The sequence below is a fragment of the Nonomuraea monospora genome (assembly GCF_039531895.1).
GTDB classification, from domain to species: domain Bacteria; phylum Actinomycetota; class Actinomycetes; order Streptosporangiales; family Streptosporangiaceae; genus Nonomuraea; species Nonomuraea monospora.
In genome coordinates this window covers 104,620-127,860 of record NZ_BAAAQX010000004.1, presented here as the reverse complement: position 1 = coordinate 127,860, position 23,241 = coordinate 104,620, and the positions used below count along the sequence as shown (strand labels likewise).

The 23,241-nt window shown below is 71.5% G+C and carries 20 protein-coding genes; 7 read left to right on the top strand and 13 right to left on the bottom strand.

Translation table 11 applies throughout. From position 1 onward, the window contains the following. Window positions 1-178: 178 nt before the first annotated feature. Entirely contained in the window at window positions 179-1,960 is a 1,782-nt protein-coding gene (locus ABD331_RS09590; RefSeq protein WP_425565987.1) for an ABC-F family ATP-binding cassette domain-containing protein, read from the bottom strand. 127 nt (window positions 1,961-2,087) lie between these two features. Between ABD331_RS09590 and ABD331_RS09585 the strand changes: the two genes are divergently transcribed. After that, window positions 2,088-2,624, top strand: a complete 537-nt coding sequence (locus ABD331_RS09585; protein ID WP_344472751.1) for a TetR/AcrR family transcriptional regulator — start codon at window positions 2,088-2,090, stop codon at window positions 2,622-2,624. A gap of 150 nt (window positions 2,625-2,774) precedes the next feature. Here the strand turns inward: ABD331_RS09585 and ABD331_RS09580 are convergent, their stop codons facing one another. From ABD331_RS09580 to ABD331_RS09545, 8 genes are all read right to left on the bottom strand, one after another. Further along, window positions 2,775-4,388, bottom strand: coding sequence for a serine/threonine-protein kinase (locus tag ABD331_RS09580; protein ID WP_344472749.1), 1,614 nt, complete (start codon window positions 4,386-4,388; stop codon window positions 2,775-2,777). Between the two features lie 79 nt (window positions 4,389-4,467). After that, entirely contained in the window at window positions 4,468-5,043 is a 576-nt protein-coding gene (locus tag ABD331_RS09575) for an RloB family protein (RefSeq protein WP_344472747.1), read from the bottom strand. Between the two features lie 62 nt (window positions 5,044-5,105). Further along, a complete protein-coding gene (locus ABD331_RS09570; protein ID WP_344472745.1) occupies window positions 5,106-6,308 on the bottom strand; it encodes an AAA family ATPase in 1,203 nt (400 codons plus the stop codon). Between the two features lie 41 nt (window positions 6,309-6,349). Further along, window positions 6,350-6,955, bottom strand: coding sequence for an HAD family hydrolase (locus ABD331_RS09565; RefSeq protein ID WP_344472743.1), 606 nt, complete (start codon window positions 6,953-6,955; stop codon window positions 6,350-6,352). Beyond that, window positions 6,945-8,018, bottom strand: a complete 1,074-nt coding sequence (locus ABD331_RS09560; protein ID WP_344472741.1) for an ABC transporter ATP-binding protein — start codon at window positions 8,016-8,018, stop codon at window positions 6,945-6,947. The genes ABD331_RS09565 and ABD331_RS09560 overlap by 11 nt, the downstream gene beginning before the upstream one ends. Then, window positions 8,015-8,863, bottom strand: coding sequence for an ABC transporter permease (locus ABD331_RS09555; RefSeq protein WP_344472739.1), 849 nt, complete (start codon window positions 8,861-8,863; stop codon window positions 8,015-8,017). Before ABD331_RS09555 ends, ABD331_RS09560 begins: the two co-directional genes overlap by 4 nt. After that, the gene (locus tag ABD331_RS09550; protein WP_344472737.1) at window positions 8,851-9,678 is read right to left on the bottom strand and encodes an ABC transporter permease; all 828 of its coding nucleotides are present in this window, start codon (window positions 9,676-9,678) and stop codon (window positions 8,851-8,853) included. Before ABD331_RS09550 ends, ABD331_RS09555 begins: the two co-directional genes overlap by 13 nt. Further along, entirely contained in the window at window positions 9,675-10,829 is a 1,155-nt protein-coding gene (locus tag ABD331_RS09545) for an ABC transporter substrate-binding protein (protein WP_344472735.1), read from the bottom strand. The genes ABD331_RS09550 and ABD331_RS09545 overlap by 4 nt, the downstream gene beginning before the upstream one ends. A gap of 112 nt (window positions 10,830-10,941) precedes the next feature. Here ABD331_RS09545 and ABD331_RS09540 point away from each other — a divergent pair, with 112 nt between their 5' ends. From ABD331_RS09540 to ABD331_RS09530, 3 genes are read left to right on the top strand one after another with little or no spacing between them, the layout of a single operon-like run. Next, complete coding sequence (locus ABD331_RS09540) at window positions 10,942-11,709, top strand: GntR family transcriptional regulator (protein WP_344472733.1); 768 nt, start codon at window positions 10,942-10,944, stop codon at window positions 11,707-11,709. A 58-nt stretch (window positions 11,710-11,767) separates the two neighbouring features. Next, window positions 11,768-12,034, top strand: coding sequence for a DUF6504 family protein (locus ABD331_RS09535; protein WP_187414801.1), 267 nt, complete (start codon window positions 11,768-11,770; stop codon window positions 12,032-12,034). Further along, a complete protein-coding gene (locus ABD331_RS09530; RefSeq protein ID WP_344472729.1) occupies window positions 12,034-15,690 on the top strand; it encodes a DNA polymerase III subunit alpha in 3,657 nt (1,218 codons plus the stop codon). The genes ABD331_RS09535 and ABD331_RS09530 overlap by 1 nt, the downstream gene beginning before the upstream one ends. Window positions 15,691-15,841: 151 nt before the next feature. Here ABD331_RS09530 and ABD331_RS09525 read toward each other — a convergent pair whose 3' ends face one another. Both ABD331_RS09525 and ABD331_RS09520 read right to left on the bottom strand, forming a co-directional pair. Then, entirely contained in the window at window positions 15,842-16,567 is a 726-nt protein-coding gene (locus tag ABD331_RS09525; protein ID WP_344472727.1) for a DUF4328 domain-containing protein, read from the bottom strand. 46 nt (window positions 16,568-16,613) lie between these two features. Continuing rightward, window positions 16,614-17,264, bottom strand: coding sequence for a response regulator (locus ABD331_RS09520; protein WP_344472725.1), 651 nt, complete (start codon window positions 17,262-17,264; stop codon window positions 16,614-16,616). 92 nt (window positions 17,265-17,356) lie between these two features. Between ABD331_RS09520 and ABD331_RS09515 the strand changes: the two genes are divergently transcribed. Together ABD331_RS09515 and ABD331_RS09510 are read left to right on the top strand one after the other, a co-directional pair. Continuing rightward, window positions 17,357-18,058: an ABC transporter ATP-binding protein gene (locus ABD331_RS09515; RefSeq protein ID WP_344472723.1), complete on the top strand. Its 702-nt coding sequence runs from the start codon at window positions 17,357-17,359 to the stop codon at window positions 18,056-18,058. Next, window positions 18,055-19,998, top strand: a complete 1,944-nt coding sequence (locus ABD331_RS09510; protein WP_344472721.1) for an FtsX-like permease family protein — start codon at window positions 18,055-18,057, stop codon at window positions 19,996-19,998. The genes ABD331_RS09515 and ABD331_RS09510 overlap by 4 nt, the downstream gene beginning before the upstream one ends. A 12-nt stretch (window positions 19,999-20,010) precedes the next feature. Here ABD331_RS09510 and ABD331_RS09505 read toward each other — a convergent pair whose 3' ends face one another. Then, window positions 20,011-21,012 carry an LLM class F420-dependent oxidoreductase gene (locus tag ABD331_RS09505; protein ID WP_344472718.1) on the bottom strand — a complete coding sequence of 334 codons (1,002 nt, stop codon included), beginning with the start codon at window positions 21,010-21,012 and terminating at the stop codon, window positions 20,011-20,013. Between the two features lie 82 nt (window positions 21,013-21,094). On the opposite strand from ABD331_RS09505, the gene ABD331_RS09500 reads away from it, so the two are divergent. After that, window positions 21,095-22,522, top strand: a complete 1,428-nt coding sequence (locus tag ABD331_RS09500) for a sulfatase family protein (protein WP_344472714.1) — start codon at window positions 21,095-21,097, stop codon at window positions 22,520-22,522. Here ABD331_RS09500 and ABD331_RS09495 read toward each other — a convergent pair. Next, window positions 22,519-23,217: a FadR/GntR family transcriptional regulator gene (locus ABD331_RS09495; protein ID WP_344472713.1), complete on the bottom strand. Its 699-nt coding sequence runs from the start codon at window positions 23,215-23,217 to the stop codon at window positions 22,519-22,521. The genes ABD331_RS09500 and ABD331_RS09495 overlap by 4 nt on opposite strands. Between the last annotated feature and the right edge of the window lie 24 nt (window positions 23,218-23,241).

The following is a 23,241-nucleotide window of genomic DNA, read 5'->3' as shown; positions in this document are numbered from 1 at the left end:
GGGGTCTTGGGTGCTGCGGCCGGGACCTCGCGTGCTGCGGCCCTGGTTTCGGGTCGAGTCGGCTCTGGTTCCGGATGCTGTGGCCGGGGTCTTGGTCGAGTCGGCCCTGGTTCCGGATGCTGTGGTCTGGGCCTCGGGTGCTGGGCCAGGATTTCGGGTGCTGCGGTCGGGGTTTTGGTCAGCGTACGCGTCCTCCGACCAGCTCGATCTTGGTGCCTCGGAAGCGCCGGACGAGCGCGCGGTCGTGCGAGACCAGGACGAGCGCGCCCCGGTAGGTGGTGAGGGCCTGCTCCAGTTCCTCGGCGAGGACCGGCGACAGGTGGTTGGTCGGCTCGTCGAGCAGCAGCACGTCGTGCTCTCTGGCCAGCAGCCGGGCCAGCGCCAGCCGGCGCTGCTGCCCGACCGACAGTTCGCCCACCTTCTGGTCGAGGGTGTGGGCTCTGAAGAGGCCGGTGTTCAGGAGCATCGTGCGGCGTTCGTCCGCGAAACCCTCGCCGTACGCCTCCAGCACGCTCTGGCCGGGATCGAACGTCACCTCCTGCGGCAGGTAGCCGACCCGGCAGCCGGTCGCCCTGTCGGCCAGGGCACGCAGCAGGGTGGACTTGCCTGCGCTGTTGGCACCCTGCACCAGGAGCCGCTCGCCCTCCTGGATCGTCAGTGACTCGATGTGCAAGCGGTCGCCGATCCGCACGTCACGCAGCTCCAGCAGCATACGAGCGCCCACGCCCGCTCCCACGCCCGCAGCCACGCCCGCTTTCATGCCCGCAGCCACGCCCGTGCCCGTGCCCGTGTCTGCGTCTGTGTCTGTGCCCGTGCCTGCGTCCGTGTCCAAGGGTGTGTGGTGCTTGGGCTTGTAGGGCTCGTCGGGGGTTACGGGGGCGTTGAGGGGGGCGGGGGCGTCGAAGGTGCCTTGGAAGCGGAGTGGGGCCGGTGGGCGGGGGACCGGGTCGGATTCCAGGCGGCGGAGCCGTTCGTGGGCGTTGCGGACACGGGTGGCCACCGAGCTCTGCACCCGTCCGGCGTTGCGGTCGTAGGCCATTTTGTTGTTGTCGCGCATCGTCCGCCCCGCGGCCACCCGGTGGGCGGTGGTGGCGGCGTAGGCGCGGACCTGGCGGACCTCCTCGCACCACGCCGCGTACGACTGTTCCCAGCGAGCCCTGGCCGCCGCCTTGGACGCCAGGAAGCCCGTGTAGCCGCCGCCGAAGCGGGTGGCGGAGCCGTGTTCGACCTCGACGATCGCCGTGGCGACGCGATCGAGGAAGACACGGTCGTGCGACACCACGGCCACCGCGCCCCTGTGCTCGCGCAGCCGGTTCTCGAGCCAGGTGAGCGCGGACTCGTCGAGGTGGTTGGTCGGCTCGTCGAGCAGCAGCACGCGTGGTGCGGCGGCCAGTACGCAGGCCAGGCCGAGCCGTGCCCGTTCGCCGCCCGACAGGCTGGACATGCGCCGGTCGCGGCTCACGTGGGCGAGGCCGAGGCCGTGGAAGGCGCGGTCCACGCGGGCGTCGGCCTCGTAGCCGCCGCGCAGCTCGTACGCCGTGAGCAGTTCGCCGTACTCGTCCATAACCTCCGCGGTTGTGACCTCTGCGGCAGTGGCCTCCGCGTTCGTGGCCTTCCCGTCCGTGGCCTTCCCGTCTGTGGCGTCCGCGGTCAGGGTGGATTCCAGCTCTCGCATCCTGCGCTCCACGGCCCGCAGATCGGCCAGTGCGGTGTCGACGGCCTGCTGGACGGTGTGGGTGAGGGGCAGGCCGAGCTCTTGGCCGAGGTAGCCGACGTCGCCGGTCACCCGTACCTCGCCGTCGTCAGGGTGCTCGGTGCCGGCCAGCAGGCGCATCAGTGTGGACTTGCCTGAGCCGTTCTCGCCGACGATGCCGACCAGGTCGCCCGGGCCCGCGGACAGGGAGACGTCGGCGAGGACGGTGCGGCCGGCGTAGGACTTGTGGACCTTGCGGAGACTGATCAGGGTGGAGCTCCAATCGCAACTCGGGTAGCGTTAGTTTGGCATGGGGTTGGGGTTAATGCAACTGGAGTAGATTTTGCAGACGAGTAAGCGTCCCGGAGGGCGCAGTGCGCGGGTTCGTGATGCTGTGCGGCAGGCCACGCTCGCCGAGCTGGGTGAGAAGGGCTATCAGGGGTTGACGGTGGAGAACGTCGCCGAGCGGTCAGGTGTGCACAAGACGACCGTTTACCGGCGCTGGGGTGGTGTTGAAGGGCTGATCTCCGACGCTTTGGAGCTGGCTAGTGGCGAGGCGTGGCCCGTTCCCGACACCGGCTCGATCGAGGGTGATTTGCGGGGGGTCGTGCAGCTCGTGCGTAGTGGGTTCGCCGATCCGGAGCTGGGGCCGGTGTCGTCGGCGTTCGTGGCGGCGGCCGTACAGGATGCCGCTGCCGCGCGGGCGCTGCACGGGTTCTTCGCGGCCAGGCACGAGCAGTCGGCCGAGGTGGTGCGGCGGGCGGTCGCGCGGGGTGAGCTGCCCGGCGTGGTGGACGCCAGTGAGGTGATCAGGGTGGCGGTGGCGCCCGTTTACTACCGGTTGTTCGTCGCGCACGAGCCGGTGACCGAGCGGGACGCCGACCGCGCCGCCGACGCGGCCCTGGCCGCGGCCCGCGCGGGCGTCCTGTGAGCGCAGCGCTAGCCTGGGCGTCCTGTGAGCGGAGCGCTAGCCTGGGCGTCCTGTGAGCGGAGCGCTAGCCTGGGTGCTCTGTGAGCGGACGCTTCCCCGGGTGTCCTCGAACGGACGCCAACGCGGGCGTCGCCGTGAGCGCGAGAAGGGTCAGGGCTCCTTCGTGCCCCGCAGCTCGAAATCATCGAACGACATCTTCAGCAACGACTTGCCGTCCTTCGGCGTACGCGCGAACAACCCCACATACCCGTTCCCGATCCCGTTCGGATCCTCCACCTCGTGCACCCGCTCCCCGTTCACCCACATGGCGAGCCGCACCGCCGCCCCCGACTTCTCGCACGACGCCGTGACCCGCGCCTTCCCCGGCAGCCCCTCCACCTTGACGGGCTGCGCCAGCGTGCTGCCCGCCCCGTCGAAGATGCGCCGGATCCTCGCCTGCCCGGTCGTGTCGAGCCCGAACTCGTAGTACGTCCCGTCCTCGGCGGCATGGCAGTAGAGCCCGTACTCGCCCACCCCGGTGGCCTTCCTGACCTCGGCGATGGCGCTGACGACCACGGTCTCGGGCAGCATCGGCGTGGGCGTGGCCGACGGGTCGGGCGTGGTGGTCGGCTTGGCGATGAGGAAGGGCGCGGGCGCCTGGGCCCAGTCCTCCTCGTCGTAGGGCTCGACGTCCAGCCCGTACGTGCCGTCCGTGCGGTAGCCGCTGCTGGCCCTCAGCGTGGGGTCGTACGTGCCGCTCCAGCCCCCGGACGTCTGCGTGAAGTCCTCGGCGTACAGCAGGTTCAGCTCGGGCGGCCCGCTCGGCCGCAGCACGGCCCAGGCGCCCACGCCCACGGTCACCAGAACGGCCGCGGCAGCCGCCAGCCCCGCGTACAGCCGCCCGCGCCGCCGCCCCGCCGTCTGCGGCGCGGACGTGTAGGGGGTGGTGGACCAGGCGGCCTGTACGGTCTGAGCGGCCTGCTCGGGCGCGGCCGCCCGCCCGACGAGGTGGTCGAGCAGTTGCTGCGCGGTGGGCCGCATGGCCGGGTCCTTGCGCAGCGCCGCCGCGACCAGCTCGCGCAGGCCAGGTTCGACGGCGCCGAGGTCCGGCTCGGTGTTGAGCACCTGGTAGACGATGGCGGGCAGGGTGTCGCCGCCGAACGGCGCCCGTCCGCTGGCCGCGAACGCCACCAGGCAGCCCCACGAGAACACGTCGCACGCGGGGGAGACGGGCTCGCCCCGCAGCACCTCGGGCGCCATGTAGCGGGGGGTGCCGACGAGCTCGCCGGTGCCGGTGACGCCGCCGAGCGTGTCGAGCGCCCGCGCGATGCCGAAGTCGATCACGCGCGGGCCGACGGGCGACAGCAGCACGTTCGACGGCTTGAGGTCGCGGTGCACGACCCCGGCGCCGTGGATGGCGGTGAGTGCGGTGGCCACGCTGACGGCCAGCGCGTCGAGGCTGGAGCCGCGCAGGGGGCCCGACTGGCGTACGGCGGTGTCGAGGTCGGGGCCTGGCACGTACTCGGTGACCACGTAGAGCTGGTCGCCGTCGAGCGCGGCCTCGATCACGGCGGCCGTGCAGAACCTGCGCACCCGCTGGGCCGCGTCCGCCTCCCTGCGGAAGCGCATGCGGAACTGCTCGTGCTGGCTGAGCTCGGGGTTGATCACCTTGACGGCGACCCGTTGCCCAGCGGGATCCTCGGCGAGATGCACCGTGCCCATCCCGCCTCGTCCCAGCACGCCAAGCAGCCTGTAGCGCCCGATCCGGGAGGTATCACCGCTCACGGCGCGCTAGCTTACCGACATGGGGCTTCCCGCCGCAGACCTCAAGAGGCGAAACGCTCACAGCGCACAGGAGCAACGGTCAGCCACGCGTTCCTGATCGGCGGACGGCCTCGACTATCAGCCAGGCGTTGGTGGAGGGGTTGCGGCCCTTCCTGTTGGGCTCGCAATGCTCCGGGTCGGCTCGCCGGGCTCGATCGCGCGCGATCTCGTGATGAGCGAAGGGGAAATCCCGCCCCAAGTGCTTGTCGTAATCCTTGATGTGCTTTCTGAGCCGCTGCCGGACGCGTTCCTGATCGCAGGAGGCTGTGTGATCCTCGAAGTGGTAGAGGATCCACAGTTCGAAGCAGGGCAGGGAGATGACGAGGTTGACACGCCCTCTCCGGGCCTCGATCATGGCTTGGTCGAGGGTCTTGTGCTCATCGACGTCCACGACGCACCACACCTCGTCGTAGGCGATGTTGGCGTCCCGCTGCGTGCGCGCCTCCTTGTCCTTCTTGTCGCGTTCCCTGATGGCGTACGTGACGATGGCCGCCGGGTCGCGTCCGAGACCGATCACCTTGCAGTTGCGGATCTCCACGGGGAGAGAGCGGAAGTAATCGCGGACGCCTTGGAAGTACTCGACCTCCGTGACCTCGCCCTCGCACACGATGAGCACGCGCTTCTTGGGTGCTCGGCGGCCAGTGGGACGGTCAAGGCGTGGGGGGCTACGCCTGGGACTCATGGCTTCAGGACGGGCCCTTTCATGAAGATCTCGCGAATGTTGTCGAAGTTGAGATAGGGCACCGCTCCGTAACGGCCTTGAAGATAACCGCGTTCGATGTTCTCGTCGCGCCGGGTGTGGAATTCGGCGAGTGAGTAGAGGCTGGTGGCCCCGGAGTCGTCCTTCTCGGTGAACCAGACCTCGTCCCTGGCGAGGATCTCCTCCTCGAGCAGGGAGCCGAGAAGCGTGGTGTCATGCGAGGAGAAGATGAGCTGGGCGCCGTGCCGATTGATGCCGGGATCCTTGAACATCCGGATCAGCGTCGAGCTGAGCAGCGGATGAAGGCTGGAGTCGATCTCGTCGGCGAGCAGAGTGCCGCCGATGTAGAGGATGCTCAGCGTGTGCCCCAGCAGGGAGAGCCATGCCCTTGTTCCCGCGCTCTCCTCCTCCAGGCTCAGCGGCGGAGCGTCCATCCGGCGGCGTAGAACCACCTTCTTCTCCTGCGGGCCTGTCTCCACGAGTTCCATGCGCTCGACGCCCAGGTCCGCGATGCGGAGGAGTTCGTTGATGTCGTCCGTGACGTATTCCGCGTCCAGGATGTGCTTCACGACGTCGAGGCGGAACCTCTCGTGGATCTCGCCGTGCTGGATGAAGTGGGCGCCGCTGGACGTCAGGCTCTCGTAGAGGCCGCTGAGCAACGGATGATTGTTGGACGCCGCGCACGAGAGGTAGAGCGAGTTGGGGCGGGTGAGCTTGCGTATGCGCTGCGTCTCGCCGGTGAGGCCGCGTCCGAAGGTGAAATCGGCCGGCCCGCTGCGGTCCAGGAGCTTTCTGGCGCGGCCATGCGGAAAGGTGTTGAGCCATTCACCGCGCACCACTTCGTCATCGGCCTCGAAGCCGTAGGAGTAGCGGACGCCCTCGTGCAGGAAGTCAATCTCGTAGAACGACGGGGTCTCCCGTCCTGCGGGGGAGAGTTTGAACGGCCGTCGCGGCACGCCTCCCGTTGGCTTCCAGTGGGTGTGGGACAACCGGATGGCGTCGGACATCCACCGCATGGAGTCCAGGACGTTGGACTTTCCCGAGGCGTTGGCCCCGTAGATCCCGGCGACCTCGAGTGGCGCTGTCCGCTTGGCCTCTCCCCGGCGTGACGCGGCCGTCAGGGAGAGCGTCTGCTCGTCGCGGATCGACCGGTGGTTGGCGACCCGGAAACGCAACAACACAGCCTTCTCCCTGCCTTGCAGTCGACTGGAACCCTACACTTTCAAGCCTCCTCAGAGAGAGTTTCCCCGTAACAAGCGCTCCAAGCGCGAACAGCATGCAAAGGAGGGAGGCCCGTCTCCGGTGACGCCACCAGCACCCGGCACCCCGCCGCCCGGGCCGCCGCGATCCCCGCCGGGCTGTCCTCGATGGCCACGCACCGCGACGGCGCGGCCCCCAGCCGCCTGGCGGCCTCCAGGTAAGGGTCGGGCCACGGCTTGCCCCGCTCGGTGTCCTCGTTGGTGATCACCAGGTCGAACGCGTGCCCCAGCCGAGGCAGCACCAGCTCCACGATGCTCCGGGGAGAGGCGCTGACCAGCGCGGTGGGGATGGCGCTGGCGGCCAGGCCGGCGAGGAGTTCAGGCGCTCCACGCACGACGGTCAGGTCCTGGTGGATGCGTTCGGCGAAGGCGTCGGTGAGGGGGCCGGTGAGGGCGGCGGAGCCGAGGTGGGCGGCCACGTCCTCGATGGTGCGCCCGTGGACGAAGGGGACGTCCGCGTCGGTGAGCGGACGTCCCGCAACGAAGGCGACGGCCTGCCACCACAGCCCTTCGGTGTCCACCAGGGTGCCGTCCATGTCGAGCAGGACGGCCGCCGGGTCAGACGGCATCGGCGGCCACGACGGGGGCGGGGACGGTGACGGTGCGGGCCGCGACGAGGACGGGCCGCTCCACGAGGCGCACCTGGACGCGCGCGCCGGGGCCGAGCGTGGCGGCCTCGTGGCCGGGGACGTCGGCGAGCACCTCGCCGCCCTCGACGGCGAGCCGCAGCCGTACGGAGGCGCCGCGGAAGGAGGCGGCCAGCACCTCGGACGGCCCGTCGTCGGCAGGGACGACCCGTACGGCTTCCGGACGGACCAGCACGTCCACGGACGGATCCTCGGGAACGGGGCCGTCCACGGGCAGGAGCTGGCCGAGGACCGTGACCTGGTCGCCGGAGACCTGCCCGGCCAGGTGATTCATGGTGCCGACGAACTCGGCCACGAACGGCGTGGCGGGGCGGTCGTACACCTCGGCGGGCGCGCCGACCTGCTCCAGCCGCCCGTCGCGCAGCACCGCGACCCGGTCGGCGATCGACAGGGCCTCCTCCTGGTCGTGGGTGACGAAGACGGTGGTGATGCCCAGGTCGAGCTGGAGGCGGCGGATCTCCTCGCGCAGCGCGACCCGTACCTTGGCGTCCAGCGCGGACAGCGGCTCGTCGAGCAGCAGCACGCGCGGCTCCAGGGCGAGCGCGCGGGCCAGCGCGACGCGCTGCTGCTGGCCGCCGGAGAGCTGGTGCGGGTAGCGGTCGGCGTGTGTGGGCAGGCCGACGAGTTCGAGCAGTTCGGCGGCCCTGGCGTGCCTGGTGGCCACGGGGACCTTGCGGACGCGCAGGCCGAAGGCGACGTTGTCGCGGGCGTTCAGGTTGGGGAAGAGGGAGTAGGACTGGAAGACCATGCCCGCGTCCCGCTTGTTGGCGGGGACGTCGGTGACGTCCTTGCCGTCCACCAGCACGGCGCCGGAGTCGGGCCGTTCGAACCCGGCCACGCAGCGCAGCGCCGTCGTCTTGCCGCAGCCCGAGGGGCCGAGCAGGGCGACGAACTCGCCGGGCGCGATGACGAGGTCGAGGCCGTCGAGCGCGACCGTCCTGCCGAACGTCCGCCGCAGCGCCCGGAACTCCACCGATGCGGTCATTTCCCCTTCTCCCTACTGAAGACCGTGGACACGGCCAGCAAGAGCAGCCAGATGAGCAGCAGGCTCAGGATCGACACCGCGACCGAGAGCTGCCCCTTGGAGCCCGACACGGTCACGATCCACACCGCGAACGGCTCGTAGCCGAGCAGGCTCGCCACGGTGTACTCGCCCAGCACCAGCGCCAGCGTCAGGAACGACGCGCTGGCCAGCGCCGAGCGCAGGTTGGGCACCACGACCCGCACGAGCACGTACGGCCACGACGCCCCGAGGTTGCGGGCCGCCTCGACGAGGGTCCGCACGTCCATGGTGCGCAGCCCGGCGTCCAGCGACCGGTACACGAACGGCAGCACCAGCACCACGTACGCGAGCACCAGCACCACGGGGAACGCCGGGTCCTGCACGGCGATCAGGGTGGCCCAGAACGGCGTGGGGGCCAGCAGGTCGGTGCCGCCGCGCAGCGCCGTGCCGATCCCGACCACGAACGTGATGGGCGGCACGATCAGCGGCAGCGTGCACAGCACCTCCAGGACGGGCCGCAGCCGGGGCGCGAAGAGCCGGACGGCCAGCATCGCGGGCAGCGTCAGCAGCAGCACGAGCACGATGGTGGCCGCGGACAGCCCGAGCGAGAGCGACAGCGACCGCACGAAGCCCTCGGCCGTGAGCAGCTCCCCGTACGCCGACAGCGACACGCCGGCGGTGGGCGTGTGGACGGTGTACCAGAAGGCGGTGCCCAGGGGCACCAGGAAGTAGATCGCGGCGAGCAGGAACACCAGCCCGCGCCACCAGGCCCGCCGCGGGCGCGTGGCGGTGCCGGAGACCCGTTCCAGGCCGGTCAGTGCAGCCATCGGGAGGTCCTCCTCTGCAGCGGCAGGTAGATCGCCATGACGAGCCCGGCGACCACGACCATGTCGAGGCTGAGCGCCAGCGCGATGTTCTCGTAGCCGATCAGCACGTCGCCGGTCAGCGCGCTGGCGATCTTCAGGGTGACGAGCGGGACGACGGTGCCGACCATGGCGTTCGCGGTGGCGTACGCGGAGAAGGCCCCGCCGAACAGCAGCACGAACCCGCCGAGCATGGCCGGCGCCAGCACGGGCAGCGCGACGAGGCGCCAGTAGTGCCAGGCGGTGGCCCCGCTGTTCGCCGCCGCCTCGCGCCACTGCGGGCGCAGCCCGTCGAGGGCGGGGGCCATGGTCAGCACCATGAGCGGGATGGAGAAGTACAGGTAGACCACGACCAGCCCCCAGAACGTGTACAGGGAGCCGGAGGGCAGCCTCACCAGGCCGCTGACCACGCCGGAGTTGCCGAGCGTGGCGATCCAGAAGAACGCCAGCGGCACCCCGCCGAAGTTGGCCAGCACGCCGGACGCGGTCAGCACGGCGTCGCGCAGCAGCGTGCCGCGCGAGGCCACGACGGCGTACGCGAGGAATGTGCCGAGCACGGCCCCGAGCACCGCCACCACGGCGGACAGCCGCACGCTGCCGAGCATGGCGGTGAGGTAGCCGCCCTGGAGGCTCTGCGCCAGGTTGGCCAGGCTGGGCCGCCCCTGCGCGGTGAACGCCCCCGCCACCAGCACGATGGCGGGAACGCCGAACACGAGCGTGAAGAACGCCAGCAGCGGCAGCGCCCCGAGCCAGCCCCTGGACGATCGGGAGCGGGTCATCCCGAGATCGCGGTGTCCCAGCCGGCGGCCAGCTTGGCCTTGGCCGCGTCCACCTGCTCGGGCGTCGGGAACGCCGGCTCACCCTCGACGGCGGGCAGGTTGGCGGTCAGCGTCTGGTCCACGGTGCCGTCGGCGGTCATCGCGGGCAGCAGGACGGGGCGGGCGAAGCCCTTGAGGTAGAGGTTCTGGCCCTCGGCGCTGTAGAGGTACTCCTGCCACAGACGGGCGGCGGCCGGGTGCGGGGCGTCCTTGTTGACGGCCTGGGCGTACATCTGGAAGTACTTGCCGTCGGTCGGCACGTTCACCTTCCAGTCGATGCCCTTGGCGGTGAGCTGGGGCGCGTAGGCGGCGTTGTTGTAGTCCCAGTCGATGCTGATCTTGGTCTCGCCGTTCTCGATGGTGGCGGGCGTGGTCTCGACGGGGTTGTAGTTGCCGGCGTCCTTGAGCTTCTTGAAGAAGTCGATGCCGGGCTGGATGTCGTCGAAGGAGCCGCCGTTGGCGATCGCGGCGGCGTACACGCCGGCGAAGGCCGAGCCGGACTCGGTCGGGTTGCCGTTCATCGCGACCTGGCCCTTGTACTCGGGCTTGAGCAGGTCGGCGAAGCTCGCCGGGCAGGTCTTGATCTTCTTGGCGTCGCAGCCGATGGAGACGTAGCCGCCGTAGTCGTTGACCCACAGCCCCGTGGGCTCCTTCTGGCCCTCGGGGATCTTGTCGAACGCCTGCACCTTGTACGGCGCGAACAAGCCCTCCTTGGCCCCGCTGATCGCGAACGACTGGCCCAGGTCGAGCACGTCGGGGGCGCGGTCCTGGCCCTTGCGCGTCTTGACGGCGTTGATCTCGTCGGCGCTGGCCGCGTCTGGGGTCTCGCTCTCGATCTTGATGCCGTACTTGGCCTGGAACTTCTCGATGATCTCGCCGTAGTTGGCCCAGTCGGGCGGCAGGGCGATGACGTGCAGCGTGCCCTCCTTCTTGGCCGCCTCGACCAGCTTGTCCAGCCCGCCGAAGTCGGCGGCGGACGTCGCGGTGGCGGCGTTCACCCCGCCTTGCGAGGCCTGGGTGGTCTGCTGGGTGCTCGGAGCGGCGCCGCACGCCGCGGTGGCTAGGGTCAGGGTCGCGGCGACTGCGGCCGCACGGGCGCGAGGTGTGAACACGACGCCTCCACTTTCCAGGGGGTGTGGCAAGAACGTAGGGGAACTTGTACAAACAAGCGAGCACCAGTTAGTCGCATCAATGTTGCTCTTTCGTGAATGGGAAGGATCGGGGATGGTTGCGCGCTATGAACGGATCGCCGATGAGCTGCGGGGCGAGATCCTGTCCGGCGCTCATCCGATCGGTTCCCAGCTCCCCAGCGAGGCGGAGCTGGCGGAGCGCCACGGCGCGGCGCGCGGCACCGTACGCCAGGCGATCGCCGTGCTGGCCGCCGAGGGGCTGGTCGGCTCCCGGCAGGGCGCCAGGCGGATCGTGCTCGGCAGGACGCGCAGCCAGAGCTTCGCCGAGTTGCACAGCTTCGCCCAGTGGGCACGCGCGAACGGATACCGCTACGGTGGCCAGGTGATCGCCCAGCGCCGCAGGGCCGCACGGGGCCCCGAGTCAGCCAGGCTGGGCTCCTCGGAGGTGCTGGAGGTGCTGCGTGTGCGCACGCTGGAGAGCGAACCCGTGCTGCTGGAGCGGACGGTGTACGCGGAGTGGGTGGCAGGCGCGGTCGAGAAGCTGCCCGCCGACTGTGAGTCGGTTACCGAGGCGCTGTACGACTCCATCGGCCTCGTGTTCGCCTATGGCGAGCACCTCATCGACGCGGTCCCCGCGGGGGCGCAGGACGCCCGCCTGCTGGGAGTGCGCCGGGGCAGCCCGCTGCTGCGCCAGCGCAGGACCACGACCACCCACGAGGGACGTCCCGTGGAGTCGTCCGACGATCGTTACCGCGCAGGCAGCGTGGCCTTCAGCATCCGCAACTCGATCGGCGCCAACCCGCTCGTGCGGCAGGCCGGCGACTTGCGTTTCGGCGCCGGAGAACATATGTTCGAGTCATAGCGCCCGCCTTCCCCCGGGTGGCTCAACATACGGACCAGAGCCGCGGGGAGAAGCGATCTTGAGCAGACTCTATGGCGATCCGATAGAGGTGTGGACCCGAGACGGGGAGCCGACCCAGTTCGTCTGGCGCGACCGGCTCTACCTCGTCCGCCGCGTCCTCGATCAGTGGGTGGTCGCGCGCGAATGGTGGAAGACCGGCGAGGGCGACCCGGGCGAGCGCCAGTTCTGGCGGGTGGAGGCCAGCCCCGGCCGCGAGGTCGGCTCCTACGAGCTGCGTTACGACACCGCCGGCAACGGCTGGCTGCTGATGAGGGCGTGGGACTGATGGCGCCCCCGTTCCCGCACCTCGACGTGTGCTCCGCCTACTCCATGCGCTACGGCACCGCCTTCCCGCGAGCACTGGTGAGCCGCGCGGCGGAGCACGGGATGGACATCCTCGCCCTGACCGACCGCGACGGCCTCTACGGCGCGGTCAAGCACGTCCAGGCGTGCGCGGACGCCGGCATCGCGCCGGTCGTCGGCGTGAACCTGGCGCTCGACGCCCCCGCCCCGGCCTTCAACCCGGTGCCGGGGGGTCGCAGGCCGCGCCCGCGAACCGGCGCAGACGCCGAAGACCGCGTCACCGTGCTGGCCCGCGGCAAGGGCTGGTCCCGCCTGTGCCGCCTGGTCACGGCCGCGCACCACGCGGGGGAGCGCGGCGCGCCCAAGGTGACCCGCGAGCTGGTCGGCGAGTGGGCCGGCGGCCCGGGCGAGCACGGGTTCGGCGCTGAGGACGGGCTCGTGGTGCTGCTCGGCCCCAGGTCCGACGTGGGCCGCGCGGTGGCCGACCGGCGCGACGAGCACGCCATGGCGCTGCTCGGCAGGTGGCGCGCCGCCGTGCCTGGCGTGGTGATCGAGCTGGTCGACCAGTACGGCTTCCGCGACGCCACCACCGCCGTGCGCATGCTCGGCCTGGCCGAGACCATGGGCGTGCCCGCCGTCCTGACCAACGCCGTCCGCTACCTCGACCCCGCCGACCACCAGGTCGGCGACGTGCTCGACGCGGCCCGCCAGCTCGTCCCGCTGCACCCGCGCCACCTGGAGCGCACCACCTCCCACGCCTACCTCAAGAGCACCAAGGAGATGTGGCAGGTGGCGGCCAAGGTGTGCGGCGCCGACCAGGAGCGGGTGGGCAGGCTGCTGTTCACCACCAGGCGGCTGGCCGAGGCGTGCGCGATGGAGCCGCTCGACCTGCTCGCGCTCCGCAACGACCCGCCGGGCCTGCACCTGCCGGAGATCGGCCGCGACCCCGTGCCGCTGCTGCGCCACCGGGTCGAGGACGGCCTGCACAGGCGCGGCCTCGACCGCTCGGGCGAGGCCAGGCGGCGCCTGGACGACGAGATGGCCATCATCGAGCGCAAGCGCCTGTCCGGCTACTTCATCGCCGTGGCCGGCATCACGGACATGATCCGCGACAGGGGCATCCGCTGCGCCATCCGCGGCTCCGGCGCCGGCAGCCTGGTCAACTACCTCATCGGCATCGGCGAGGTGAACCCGCTCGAACACGGCCTGCTCATGGAGCGCTTCCTGTCGGAGGGCCGCATCGGGCTGCCCGACATCGACGTGGACGTCGAGGCGGCCCGCCGCCTCGACTGCTACCAGGCCATCTTCGACCGCTACGGCGAGTCCAGGGTGGCGTGCGTGTCCATGATGGAGACCTACCGGGCCCGCAGCGCCATCCGCGACGTCGCCGGGGCGATGGGCCTGCCGCCGCACGAGATCGACGCCATCGCCAAGGCGTTCCCGCACATCAGGGCCAAGCAGATCACCGCGTCCCTGGAGGACCTGCCCGAGCTGCGCGAGAGCAGGCTCGGCGAGGCCGGGCTCGACCGGGTGTTCCGGCTGGCCGAGAAGCTCGACGGGCTGCCCAGGCACATCGCGCTGCACCCGTGCGGCGTGCTGATCGGCAACGCCGGGCTGCGCGACCGCACGCCGGTGGAACGCAGCCTGCTGGAGTTCCCGATGTCGCAGTTCGACAAGGACGACGTCGAGGAGGCCGGGCTGCTCAAGCTCGACGTGCTGGGCGTGCGGATGCAGTCGGCCCTGGCGTACGCGCTGAGCGAGGTCAAGCGCGTGGACGACGTCGTGATCGAGCTGGACACCCAGCAGGGCGACGACCCCGAGGTCCAGTACGTGCCGCACGACGACCAGGACACCTACGACATGATCTGCGCCGCCCGCACCCTCGGCTGCTTCCAGATCGAGTCGCCGGGGCAGCGCGAGCTGGTCGCCAAGCTGGAGCCGCGCAAGATGCACGACCTGATCGTGGACATCTCGCTGTTCCGCCCCGGGCCGGTCAACTCCGACATGGTCACCCCCTACCTGGAGGCCAGGGGCGGGTGGCGGCAGCCGTACTATCCGCACGAGCGGCTGCGGGAGGCGCTGAGCGAGACGCACGGCGTCGTGGTCTTCCACGAGCAGGTGCTGAAGATCATCTCGGTGATGACCGGGCGCGACCTGTCCTACGCCGAGAAGCTGCGGCGCACGCTCGACACGCCGGAGGGCCGGGCCAGGGTGCGCCGGGCGTTCGTCCCCCTCGCCCAGGCCAACGGGTTCGACGACGCGGCCGTGGAGCGGGCCTGGCAGGTGCTCGACGCGTTCGGCTCGTTCGGGTTCTGCAAGGCGCACGCGGCGGCGTTCGCGCTGCCCACGTACCAGTCGGCCTGGCTCAAGCGGCACCACGCGGCGGCGTTCTTCGCCGGGGTGCTCACGCACGAGCCCGGCATGTACCCGCCGCGCGTCATCATCGACGAGGCCAGGCAGTGCGGGGTGCAGATCCTGCCGCTGGACATCAACAACTCCGGCAAGGACTGGCAGGTGGAGCGGCTCGGGCCGCGCGTCGAGGTCCGCGTGCGGCCCGCCGACCTGTCCGCCGACCCGGGCGACGCCCGGCAGCGGGTCAGGAACTTCAAGATCTCCGAGATCGGCAAGGGGTACGCGCTGCGGGTGCCGTTCTCGGCGATCAAGGGCGTGAGCGAGGCCGAGGTCGAACGCATGGTGGCGGGGCAGCCGTACACGTCGCTGGCCGACTTCTGGGACCGGGCCAGGCCCTCGCGGCCCACGATCGAGCGGATCGTCCAGGTCGGCGGCCTCGACGCGCTGCACGACCTGCACCCGGGCGACGGGCGCCGCTGGCGTCCCGGCGAGCTGACCAGACGCGACCTGATCGCCCACGTCGGCGCGCTCGACCGCGCGTCGGCGATCGGCGTGCAGGCGGGCCCGCGCAGGTCCAAACGCTACAACTCGCACCTGGACCTCTCCGGGAACGCGGCTCCCCCGGCGGTGCAACTCCCGCTCGGGTTCGGCGAGAGGATGTCGCCGGGGGAGCTGCCCGAGATGACGGAGACGGAGATGGTCGAGGCCGAGCTGGAGATCCTCGGCATCGACGTCAGCAAGCACGTCATCAGCTTCCACGACGAACTGCTGGAGGCGCTGGGGGTGGTGCGTTCCAGAGACCTGCTCACCCGGCGCAACGGGACGGAGATCCTCGTCGCCGGGGTCAAGGTGGCCACCCAGACGCCGGCCATCCGCTCGGGCCAGCGCGTCATCTTCACCACCCTCGACGACTCGACGGGGCCGATCGACCTGACCTTCTTCGAGTCGGTGCAGGGGCGGTGCGCGTCGATCGTCTTCGGGTCGTGGCTCATGCTGGCCAAGGGGGTGGTGCGGCGCACGGGGGCGCGGGCGGTGTCGCTGCGGGCGGTCGACTGCTGGAACCTGGCCGACCTCGACGCGCTGTGGCGGTCCCAGGGGATCGAGGCGGTGCGGGCCGTCGTCGAGCGCGCGCCGGAGGAGCTGGCGGGGGTCGGCGGGCGCAAGATCGAGTACGCCAACGGGTTCCGCCTGTCGCCCTACTCGGATCTCGCTCCCGCCGTCTCCGCGAACCCGCCTCGTCGGCTCTGGCACGCCAGTCCGGGCAGCTCAGGTCCTACTGCGGCATGACCTTCCAGTCTTTACGGCACAGCCAACGGCACCCCACCCGCCGCCCGTGGCCGGCCTCCGTCCAGGGAAACGCTCCTCCGGTTCACGGGGCTGGCCGCCGTGACGTGCGCATAGTGGGCCGTCCGCGTGGGCGACGCGTGGCCCGGGATGGTCAGCTCGTGCGTCCCACCGCCGTGGAGCCCGGCGCGGGCTGTGGCGCCTGCGGCGAGAAGGTGTGCACGGCGGCGGGCTCGACGGCCCGCGCCGAGCGGGCGGCCCGCTGCAGCCGCGTCAGCTCCCGCACCGTGCACCCGCACAGCAGCGCGGCCACCGAGGCGCAGGCCAGCTCCGGCACCCCCACCCCCGTGAGGTCGCCGGCGGAGGCGTCGAGCGGCAGCCGGATGGTGAACAGCGCGATCGTGCCCAGCCACGCCGCCCACCACCCGGCCAGCAGCGCCAGCCACCGCCCGCGCCGCCCGGCCGGCGGGCGGGTGCCGCGCCACACCTCGTCGATCAGCACCGCGGGCGCGATCAGGTTGACGCCGGGAAGCAGCCAGGCCGCGGCCACGGGAGCGGTCGCGGCGGAGCGGTCGTTGGCCTGCCTGGCGCGTACGAGCCAGGTCACGTAGGCGGCAGCGGCGGCGATCGTGGTGCCCGCCACCAGCATCATCAGCACCGCGAACAGCGTCACCGCCCCCACCACGGCCTCGGCGTCGGCCCCCTGGGGGCGTCCACCGAAGGCGGCCAGCTCGGCGGCGAGCCGGCGCCCGCGGGACAGCTCGAAGCTCACGAGAGCGCCGAGGGAGAGGATCTGGGCGGTGAGCGTCAGGTGGACGGCAGAGGCGGCTCTGGTGGGCGATGCCTGGGTGTAGCGCACGTTGATCTCCCCCCGGGCCATGCGCTGAGGTTCTGATTCACTTGTATCCCGGCAGCCCCGCTGTTAATCAGCTCACCACGCCGGATTCCCACGCCCAAGCTGCGATTTCAACCCGATTGCGGACACCGAGCTTGGCCTGGATGCTGCCCAGATGCGTCTTGACGGTCGACAGCGACACGAACAGCTCCCCGGCCACCTCCTGGTTGGTCCGCCCCCTGGCCACCAGGCGCACGACGTCCAGCTCGCGCTCGGTGAGCGGGTCGTTGACGGGCAGCGCGGCGGGCCTGCGGGGCTGGGCCAGGTGCTGCAGCAGCCGCACGGTGATCGACGGTGACACCAGCGCGTCGCCCGCCGCCGCGGCCCTGACCGCCTCGATCAGCAGCGTGGGGCCGCTGTCCTTGAGCAGGAAGCCGGTGGCGCCGGAGCGCAGCGCCCCGTAGACGTACTCGTCCAGGTCGAAGGTGGTGACGATGACGACCCGCAGCGGGTTCTCCACGCCGGGGCCGGCCAGCACGCGGGTCACCTCCAGCCCGTCGAGCTTGGGCATCCTGATGTCGAGCAGGCACACGTCCGGACGCAGCCGCCTGGCCTCCGACACGGCCTCGGCGCCGTCGGCGACCGCGGCCACGACCTCCATGTCCGGTTGGGCGTCCAGAATCATTTGAAAGCCGGTGCGCACCAGTTGCTGGTCGTCTGCGATGAGAACCCGAATAGTCACGGCCACAACTCTAAGGATCAGCCGTTCGGCCGAGGAGGGTATGGACGCACGGCCGATCCCCGGCGGCCCGCCCTGGCGGGAGCCTGGACGGCATGAACGACGTGCTTGTTGGACGAGCCCTGGCCAAGAGGTTCGGGCAGACGGTCGCCCTGGGCGGCGTGGACATCGCGGTACGGGCGGGCGAAGCCGTGGCGATCATGGGGCCGAGCGGTTCCGGCAAGTCGACCCTGCTGCACTGCCTGGCCGGCATCATGAAGCCGGACGCGGGCGAGGTGCACCTGCTCGGGCAGCGCATCGACGCGCTGGGGGAGCGCAGGCGCAGTGCGCTGCGGCGCACCCGCTTCGGCTTCGTCTTCCAGTTCGGCCAGCTCCTGCCGGAGCTGCCCGCCGAGGAGAACGTGGCGCTCCCGCTCATGCTGGGCGGCGTGCCGAGGGTCCAGGCCGTGCGGCAGGCCCGCGACTGGTTCGGGCCGCTCGGCCTGGGCTCCATGGAGTCGAGGCGGCCCGGCGAGCTGTCCGGCGGCCAGGCGCAGCGGGTGGCCATCGCCAGGGCGCTGGTCACCAGGCCGGCCGTGGTCTTCGCCGACGAGCCCACGGGGGCGCTCGATCAGCAGACCGGGCAGGAGACGATGCGGCTGCTGGTGGAGGCGACCAAGCACAACGACGCGAGCCTGATCGTGGTCACCCACGACCCGAACGTGGCCGCCTGGTGCGACCGCACCGTCGAGGTCCGCGACGGCCACCTCCTCACGGGCACGGGCACGGGCACGACCAGGAACGGGGCGTTCGCGTGAACCTGGATCTGACCTGGCGGCTGCTCAGGGGCGGCGGGCGCAAGGGCCTGCTCGGCACCTGGCTCACGCTGGCCGCCGTCGCGGTGGCCACGGCGCTGCTGCTGTTCGCCGTGGCCGCGAACTCCGCCTTCCAGGCCAGGGCCGAACGCGGCGCCTGGCGCAACCCCGTCCCGGCCGCAGCGGGAGCCGCGGTGGCCGTCGAGGCGTCGCGCTTCGACTTCGTCCGCGACCGGACCATCACCGTCGTCGACCTGGCCGCCCTCGCGGGCAGGAACCCGGCGCCGCCGCCCGGCATGCCGCGCTTCCCCGCGCCCGGCGAGGTGTGGCTGTCACCGGCCCTGGCCGAGCTGGCGAAGGAGCTGCCCGCCGAGGAGCTGTCCGGCCGCTATCCGAACCTGAAGGGCGTGCTCGGCGACGAGGCGCTCGTCCACCCGGACGAGCTGGTCGCGGTCGTCGGCCAGCGACCGGACGCCCCGGCCATGACAGCCGGGCGATCCGACGACTGGATCATCGCCAAGCCGCCCGTCAAGGTCGCGAGCCTGGCCGGCCAGCCGAGCGAGGACGCCGAGGCCTACCAGGCGCTCTCGCTGGTGGCCAGCGTGCTGATGATCGTGCCGCTGCTGGTGTTCGGGGGCGCGGCGGCCCGGCTCACGGTGGCCAGGCGCGACCAGCGGCTGGCGGCGTTGCGCCTGATCGGGGCGACGCCGGGGCAGGTGATCGCGATGACCGTGGCGGAGGCGGTGATCGTCGCGCTGGCCGGCGCGCTGGCGGGGGCCGTCGTCTTCGCCCTGTCCGTGCCCCTGCTGGCCATGATCGAGATGCAGGGCGGGCCGTGGTTCGCCGCCGACCTGTTCCCGGGCCCGCTCGTGCTCGCCGGGGTGCTGGTGGCGGTGCCGCTGCTGCTGGGGCTGTCGGCGGTGGCGGGCCTGCGGCGGGTGGTGGTGAGCCCGCTCGGCGTGGCCAAGCGGGAGACGCCGCCCGCCATGCGCTTCGTACGGGTGCTCGCCCTGCTGGCGGTGCTGATCGCGTTCCCGGTTCTGACCAGGGGCACCAGCGTGGCGATCGTGGCGGTGGCGCTGACCCTGGCGTTCCTGTGCGTCAACCTGGTGGGACCGTGGGTGGTCGGGCTGATCGGCCGGATCACGGCGGCGACCGCGCGGGGCCCGGCCCGGCTGCTCGCCGGGCGGCGGCTGGTGGACGATCCGCGCTCCGCCTGGCGCACGGTGAGCGGGGTGGCGCTGACCGGCTTCGTGGCGGGCTTCCTCGGGCTGCTCAGCCCGTCCGGCTTCGCCACCGAGGTGACGGGGCCGCCGCAGCTCCGCGTCACCGCCCCGGCGGGGCAGGTCGCGGAGGTGGCCGCGCAGGCGCGCGAGCGGCTGCGCGCGGCGGGGGTGACGGCCACGGTGAAGCCCGTCAAGGACGTCGTGGTCGCGGCCCTGGGCAGCTCCGCCGACGCCGCCATTCTGGACCGGGCCCGTACGGCGCTGGCCGGGCTGGTGCCGGGCCGCACGCCGACCACCGAGCGCGACGACCGGCGCTTCGGCAGCGAGATCCTGGCCGACGTCCGGGTGGGCACGATCGTGGTGCTGTCGGTGTCGTTCCTGGTGGCCATCGCCAGCTCGGGGATCACGGCCACGTCGTCGATCCTGGACCGGCGGCAGACGTACGGGCTGCTGCGGCTGGCGGGCACGCCGCTGGAGGTGCTCGACCGGGCGCGGCGCACCGAGACGCTCGTCCCGCTGACGGTGATGGGCGGCGGGGCGATCCTGGTGGGGGCGTTCTGCGCGGTGCCGTTCATGATCGGCGGCATGAACGTGGTCGGCACGGTCACGCTGGCGGGCTGCGTCGTGGCGGGCTTCGCCGGGGTGATCGCGGCGGGCGCCCTGAGCCGCCCGCTGCTCCGCTCGATCACCGAGGACCCGGCGCCCCGACCCGACTGACCACATTCCCTGCTAACCGAGGACCAGGTCGCGGACGAGCTTCAGTGAGGGCTCGTCCCGCACCCCCATCACCAGCAGGCTCGTGACCGGGCTGCGGTGCCACAGCTCCAGCCGCTCCTTGATCCGGCCGGGCGGCCCGACGAGCGAGATGCCGTCGGCCAGCTCGTCCGGGATCGCCCGGAACGCCTCGTCCCTGCGCCCCGCCAGGTACAGCGCCTGGATGTGCTCGGCCGCCTCGGCGTAGCCCATCCGGCCGATGATGTCGGCGTGGAAGTTGCGCTGCTTGGCGCCCATGCCGCCGATGTAGAGCGTCAGCATCGTCTTCACCACGTCGAGCGCGGCCCGCAGGTCGTCGGAGATGAGCACCATCACCATGGCGGCCACGTCGAAGCCGGGCTCGGCGCCGGACAGCGCCTCGCCGTACATCTCCTCGATCTTCTCGGGGAACGCGAACAGCGGCAGCCAGCCCTGCGCCACCTCGGCGGCCAGCGCCACGTTCTTGGGCCCTTCCGCCCCGAGATAGAGGGGAATGTCGGCGCGGAGCGGATGCGTGATGGACTTGAGCGGTTTGCCCAGCCCGCCGGGCAGCGGCAGCGGGTAGTGGCCGCCGTCGCTGGTGACCGGCTCCTCGCGCGCCCACACCTTGCGCATGATCTCGACGTACTCGCGGGTCCTGGCCAGCGGCCTGGCGAACGGCTGGCCGTACCAGCCCTCCACCACCTGCGGCCCCGAGGCGCCCACGCCGAGCAGCAGCCGGCCGCCGGTGAGGTGGTCGAGGGTCATGGCGGTCATCGCCGTCGTGACGGGGGGTCTGGCGGAGATCTGGGCGATCGAGGTGCCCAGTTTGATGCGGGACGTGCGTGCGCCGTACCAGGCGAGCGGGGTGAAGACGTCGCTGCCGTACGCCTCGGCCGTCCACACCGAGTCGTAGCCGAGCCGCTCGGCCGCCAGGACCGATTCGGTTGCGTCGTCGGCGTTGCGCTGCCAGTAGCCGAGGTTCAGGCCGAGCTTCATGGGACACCTCCGGAATTAAGTTCTATTACGGCCGGGGATGTCCCAAGTGTCAATGGAGGATCTTCCGGGGAAGTCACACTCTGTGCTCAAGGTCCTCTGCCGACTCGCCTGCCTGCTGCTTCTCCTGCCGGCGGCCGAACCCACGGTCGCGCAGGGCGACTCCCGGCCCAACATCGTCGTCGTGCTGGCCGACGACCTGGAGACCGGCACCCTGCCCCTCTTCCCGAACATCTCGCGGCACCTGGTGGATCAGGGCGCCTCGTTCGACCGCTTCTTCGTGACGAACTCGTGGTGCTGCCCCTCCAGGGCGTCGATCCTGCGCTCCCAGCACGTCCACAGTCATGGCGTGCTGACCAACACCGCCCCTGAGGGCGGTTTCGACCGCTTCCACGCGCTGGGTCTGGAACGTTCCACGCTCGGCACCTGGATGCGGCAGGCCGGCTACCGCACGGGCCTGATGGGCAAGTTCCTCAACCACTATCCGGGCGAGGCGGCCGACGAGGCGTACGTGCCGCCCGGCTGGGACGAATGGGACGTGCCGGTACGCAAGCTCTACGAGGAGTACGGCTACCGCCTCAACGAGAACGGCGTGCCCCGCGACTACGGCTGGCAGGAGGAGGACTACCTGTCCGACGTGCTGGCCCGCAAGGCCCACGACTTCATCACCGGCTCGCGGCAGCCGTTCTTCCTCTACCTGGCCCCGATCGGCCCGCACAACCCGGCCAACCCCGCCCACCGGCACGCGCACGCCTTCCCGCTGGCCATGGCGCCGCGCACGCCGTCGTTCAACCAGACGGACGTGAGCGGCGAGCCGTACTGGCTGCGCAACAGGCCCGCCCTCGCGATGGACGCCGAGGCCGACGTGGACGAGCACTACCGCAGGCGGCTGCGCGCCATGCTCGGCGTGGACGACCTGGTCGGCTCGGTGGTCAGCGCCCTGCGCGAGACGGGGGAGCTGGACGACACCTACATCTTCTTCACCTCGGACAACGGCTTCCATCTCGGCACGCACCGCCTCAAGCAGGGCAAGACCACCCCGTTCGAGGAGGCGATCAAAATCCCCCTCGTGGTGCGCGGCCCAGGCGTCGCGGCCGGCTCGACGATCACGCACATGGGCGCCACGATCGACCTCGCCCCGACCGTCGCCGAGCTGGGCGGAGCCACGGTCCCGGCGTTCGCGGAGGGCCGCTCGCTGGTGCCGCTGCTGCGGGGCAGGCCGCCCTCGGAGTGGCGCGAGCACGTGCTGGTGGAGTTCACCCGGCCGGCGAACCGGTCGTCGGCGGCCCAGACGCCCGTGCCCGCCTACCAGGCGCTGCGCACCGGGCAGCACACGTATGTCAGGTACGAGACGGGGGAGCGGCAGCTCTACGACCTGAACGCCGACCCCTACCAGCTCACCAACCTGGCGGCGACCGCCGACCCTGCGCTGGTCGCGCGCCTGGACCGGCAACTCACGGCGATGGCCGCCTGCTCGGGCGCGAACTGCCGCCAGGCCGACAGGCTGGGTTAGCGGAACAGCGACGGGTAGGCGTGGGCCAGGTGCTCCGACACGGCCTCGGTCGCCTCGCCCGCCTCGCCCCGCTCGATGGCCTCCAGGATGCGTACGTGGTCGGCGCGCAGGATCGAGGTGTCCCCGAGCCGCTGCACCGCCTCGACCGAGTACCTGCGCATCGAGTCGCGCAGCGAGCGCATGATGGCGGCGATGAGCCGGTTGCCCGAGGCGTCCGCGATCGCGCAGTGGAAGGCCGTGTCGTGCTCGACGAACTCCTCGGCCGTGCGCGCCCCGTCCATGCCCGCCAGGGCGGCGGCCAGGGCGGAGGTGTCGGCTCCCGCCGTGGCGGCCTGCGCGGCGGCCCACTGCTCGATCATGTGCCGGGTGTCGATGACCTCGCGCATCTCCAGGCTGGCCAGGCCGAGGTGGAGGCGGAGCAGGTCGGTCAGCGCCGAGTCGGGGCGCGAGGTGAGCACGGCGCCCGCGTCGGGGCCCCTGCCGACCTGGGAGGAGACCACGCCGAGGGTCTCCAGCACGCGCATCGCCTCGCGTACCGAGGAGCGGCTGACGCCGAGCTGCTCGGCGAGCTGGCGCTCGGCGGGCAGGCGGTCGCCCACGGTGAGCCCGTCCTCGGCGATGCGCCGCTCGATCTGAGCGAGTACGTCCTCGAACGTCCGCGTCCGCTTGACGGGACGCCAGCCGGTGTCCTCCACCCCGGAGCCTCCTCACGCTGGCCG